The sequence below is a fragment of the Yoonia sp. genome, assembly GCF_046498525.1.
GTDB lineage: Bacteria > Pseudomonadota > Alphaproteobacteria > Rhodobacterales > Rhodobacteraceae > Yoonia.
Genome location: NZ_JAWOAN010000023.1, coordinates 1 through 3,191 on the forward strand (window position 1 = coordinate 1; position 3,191 = coordinate 3,191).

Genomic DNA, 3,191 nt, shown 5'->3' on the forward strand with positions numbered 1-3,191 from the left:
CCGCCCAAAGCCAACCGTAAAATCCAGCGCGATTATGACGCGGAGGTCTACAAGTGGCGGCATCTGGTGGAAAATTACTTCGCAAAGATCAAAGAGTTCAGAGGGATAGCAACAAGATACGACAAAACAGATTGTAGTTACGCAGCGGGTTGGAACCTTGGAGCAGCACTCATAGCCTCAAGATGATTGTCCACAGGCCCTAGGCTAAGGCAAGCAAAAGCTCGTTTCACGCCTGCGGTCGGGACATGAAGCTTTCACGATGAATGTCATCTTTTGGCGCAAGAAAATATTGATATGCGAGCATTTTGACCGATGAACAAATCACAGGACGCCCTGCTTCGATACTTGCCTTCTTCGATGCGCATGTCCGGCGTTCGAACCGGCAAGACGCTTGACCACAACGCATTCCTGACGGCTGTCAAAGATCGTGCAGCGGACATCGCGGACCGTATTCCACAGCGCCCCAGCCGCGTCGTCATCGCGATCACCGATCCCATTGATTGCCTCGTCAGCCTTTTCGCTGTCTGGCGGTGCGGTGCCTGCGCCGTCATGGTCAATCCGGGCATCAAGGACATGGAGCAGCAGAACGTCATCGCAACGACAGGTGCCGCGCTCTGGCTTGAGGATGGCCGGATCACTGAAATCACTACGGGGGTGCCACACCCTTATGACATGGATGGCGCCGCACTCATCCTGATGACATCAGGTACGACAGGCGTGCCCAAAGGGGTGACCCACGCCATTGCAGGGCTTTGCGACCGCCTTGATGCAAACCTGAAGGCGATCGGCCATGCAAACCTGCAGAACACGCTTTGCACATTACCCTTGTTCTTCGGGCACGGGCTGATCGGGAACGCGCTGACCGCACTCTATGGCGGACATCACCTTTGGCTTTTGCCACGGGTGCAGATGCACGAACTTGCCCGCTTTGGCGAAACGCTCGACAAAAACCGGATCACCTTCTTCAGTTCCGTTCCCTCGTTGTGGAAAATGGTGCTGGCGACCTCCGCACCGCCAAAACAAGCGGTCAAGCGCGTGCACGTCGGGTCGGCCCCGCTGTCGTTGCAGCTTTGGGGCAGGATTTGTGATTGGTGCGGGACCGAACAGGTCTTCAACACCTTCGGCATGACGGAAACATCAAACTGGATTTCCGGCGGCTCATTTGCAGAACAGGGCTGCCGCGATGGCTATGTTGGCCAGCCCTGGGGCGGGGTCTTTCGTGTCCTGCGCGACGGCACTTTGCATAGTTCGGGCAAAGGCCAGATTGCCGTCAAAAGCCCCGGTCAGATGCTGGGATTCTGGCGCGATCCGGACAAGACAGGCGACACCATGATGGACGATTTCATGCTGACCGGTGATCTGGGCCATTTGTCGGCTGACCAGTCCCTGACGCTGGTCGGACGCACCAAGAATGAAATCAATGTCGCCGGCATCAAGGTCCTTGCCGAAGAAGTTGACATGCTGCTGGAAGGGCATCCTGACATTGCCGAAGCCTGCAGTTTCGGTATCCCCGATCCCATCGCCGGAGAACGGGTTGCCGCGATCGTGCGGTCCACAAATAAGGCGCTGGATGCCCTGACGCTGATCCAGTGGTGCCGCGACAACGCGCGTACCGACGCGGTGCCATCCCGCATTGAAATCGTGGATGAAATCCCCAAAAATGATCGCGGCAAGATCGCACGATTGGATGTGAAGGACAGGATGGTTGAAAAATGGTCCTGAGCATCCTGCGCCGCAAACAGCCCCCTGACCCCTATCTGTGCAAACCGATCATCACCGACCGGTTCAACATCGTGAACTGCACGCGCAAGGAGGCGATCAAGGTCACATCACCTTGGCGCAAGGATACCGAAATATTGCATAATCTGATGATGCGGCAGGCCGACTACTCTGTGGTGGAGTGGGTCAGGGTGGTGGGGAAACCGGACGGTCATGCACGTTTCTTTCATGCCATCGTCTCCAAAGAGCTGAAAGGCACAATCGGCGTTCACAGAACGACGATTGACGGTTCCGGCACGGCAAGTCTGGCCATTGTCATCCATGCCCGAAGCTGGTGGGGAAAGGGCGTATTCGAAGAGGTGCGCACCGGCATCCTTGATCATTTCAGCGCCTCGGATCGGGTTGTCCGGTTCGCCGGGCAGGTCCTGAGCCGCAATGTCAGTTCGATCTACAACTACAACAAAATGGGTTTCCGCATGACAGGTTATGACCGCATGGCATGGCTTTCACCCGTCACCGGCGAACATTGCGACACGGTACACTATGAAATGCTCGCGCAAGACTGGCGCGACAAGCGCGCTGAACAGGCGGGTTCCAATGAACACTGATGCCGCTGCACTGATTGCCGAAGCCCTGAACGTCAGCCGCCAAAGTGTCACGGCGCAGACAAGCCTGATGACGTCGCCTGAGTGGGATAGCCTCGCGCATTTTCGTATCGTTCTGGCTTTGGAAGAAAGACTGGGACGTGCGCTCGACCCTCTTGAAATCACGACCTTGGCCGATCTGGCATCTGTTGAGCGTATTTTGGGCACAGCCCATACGCCCTAGATCGCCAAGCCCACAAGCACGCAAACCCATGCAACGCCGACAGCGATTGCCGTCACCGCCACTGCCGCCGATCCGCAGTCTTTGGCGTATTTCGCCGCATCACGCTTGTCCGTACCGATATCGTCCACGACCCGTTCGATCGCGGTATTCAGGCACTCGGCGGCCAGCACGATGATCCCGCCCATCAAAAGCAGGCCACGCTCGCCCGCCGATAGCGGCAAGGCAAAGGCAAGCACCGCAAACACGGCGTTGGCCATGAGCCACTGCATCAGCGAGGCTTCGGTTCTATAGACATGGACAAAGCCGTCCCAAGACCAGATTGCCCTTTGCCGCACCCGCAATATCTGTTGCCACATCTTTGTTAACCTCTCGCGCTAGAAGCCAAGTGTGCGCGATGCGACCGGATCTGCCAAGGCACTCGCTGACCCAACGAAACATTTGACGCCCCCTGTGATCCCGCTACCGTCGTCATATATAAGCAAGGTGAAGACCATGTATCCGACATACGCCCGCTCTGAACGCATTGCCGATGGCACAATGCATGCGGTCGGTGTTCTTGGCGCTATCATGGGTGCCGTCATTTTGATTGTCTGGTCGTCAGGGACATGGCGGCCGCCCTTTCGGATGAAACCAAATTTATGAAT

General features: G+C 56.8%; 5 protein-coding genes and 1 pseudogene. 4 read left to right on the plus strand and 2 right to left on the minus strand.

Going from position 1 to position 3,191, the window contains the following annotated elements; genetic code table 11:
* The 4 genes and pseudogenes from R6T97_RS01665 to R6T97_RS01680 all read left to right on the plus strand — a co-directional run.
* Nucleotides 1–186: pseudogene (locus R6T97_RS01665) on the plus strand (IS5/IS1182 family transposase); the annotation flags it as partial.
* A gap of 126 nt (nucleotides 187–312) precedes the next feature.
* Nucleotides 313–1,722: a class I adenylate-forming enzyme family protein gene (locus tag R6T97_RS01670; RefSeq protein WP_410347578.1), complete on the plus strand. Its 1,410-nt coding sequence runs from the start codon at nucleotides 313–315 to the stop codon at nucleotides 1,720–1,722.
* Nucleotides 1,713–2,327: a GNAT family N-acetyltransferase gene (locus R6T97_RS01675; RefSeq protein ID WP_410347579.1), complete on the plus strand. Its 615-nt coding sequence runs from the start codon at nucleotides 1,713–1,715 to the stop codon at nucleotides 2,325–2,327. Before R6T97_RS01670 ends, R6T97_RS01675 begins: the two co-directional genes overlap by 10 nt.
* A complete protein-coding gene (locus R6T97_RS01680; RefSeq protein ID WP_410347580.1) occupies nucleotides 2,317–2,547 on the plus strand; it encodes an acyl carrier protein in 231 nt (76 codons plus the stop codon). Before R6T97_RS01675 ends, R6T97_RS01680 begins: the two co-directional genes overlap by 11 nt.
* Here the strand turns inward: R6T97_RS01680 and R6T97_RS01685 are convergent.
* Nucleotides 2,544–2,903: a diacylglycerol kinase gene (locus R6T97_RS01685; protein ID WP_410347581.1), complete on the minus strand. Its 360-nt coding sequence runs from the start codon at nucleotides 2,901–2,903 to the stop codon at nucleotides 2,544–2,546. The two genes, R6T97_RS01680 and R6T97_RS01685, sit on opposite strands and share 4 nt — an antisense overlap.
* 18 nt (nucleotides 2,904–2,921) lie before the next feature.
* Nucleotides 2,922–3,191: hypothetical protein (locus R6T97_RS01690; protein WP_410347582.1), on the minus strand; the 270-nt coding region annotated here is incomplete at its 5' end.

What these genes read in the sequence shown, in the direction of transcription:
- R6T97_RS01670 (WP_410347578.1), top strand. Translation starts at nt 313, where the DNA reads ATGAACAAATCACAGGACGCCCTGCTTCGATACTTGCCTTCTTCGATG.
- R6T97_RS01685 (WP_410347581.1), bottom strand. Translation starts at nt 2,903, where the DNA reads ATGTGGCAACAGATATTGCGGGTGCGGCAAAGGGCAATCTGGTCTTGG.
- R6T97_RS01675 (WP_410347579.1), top strand. Translation starts at nt 1,713, where the DNA reads ATGGTCCTGAGCATCCTGCGCCGCAAACAGCCCCCTGACCCCTATCTG.
- R6T97_RS01680 (WP_410347580.1), top strand. Translation starts at nt 2,317, where the DNA reads ATGAACACTGATGCCGCTGCACTGATTGCCGAAGCCCTGAACGTCAGC.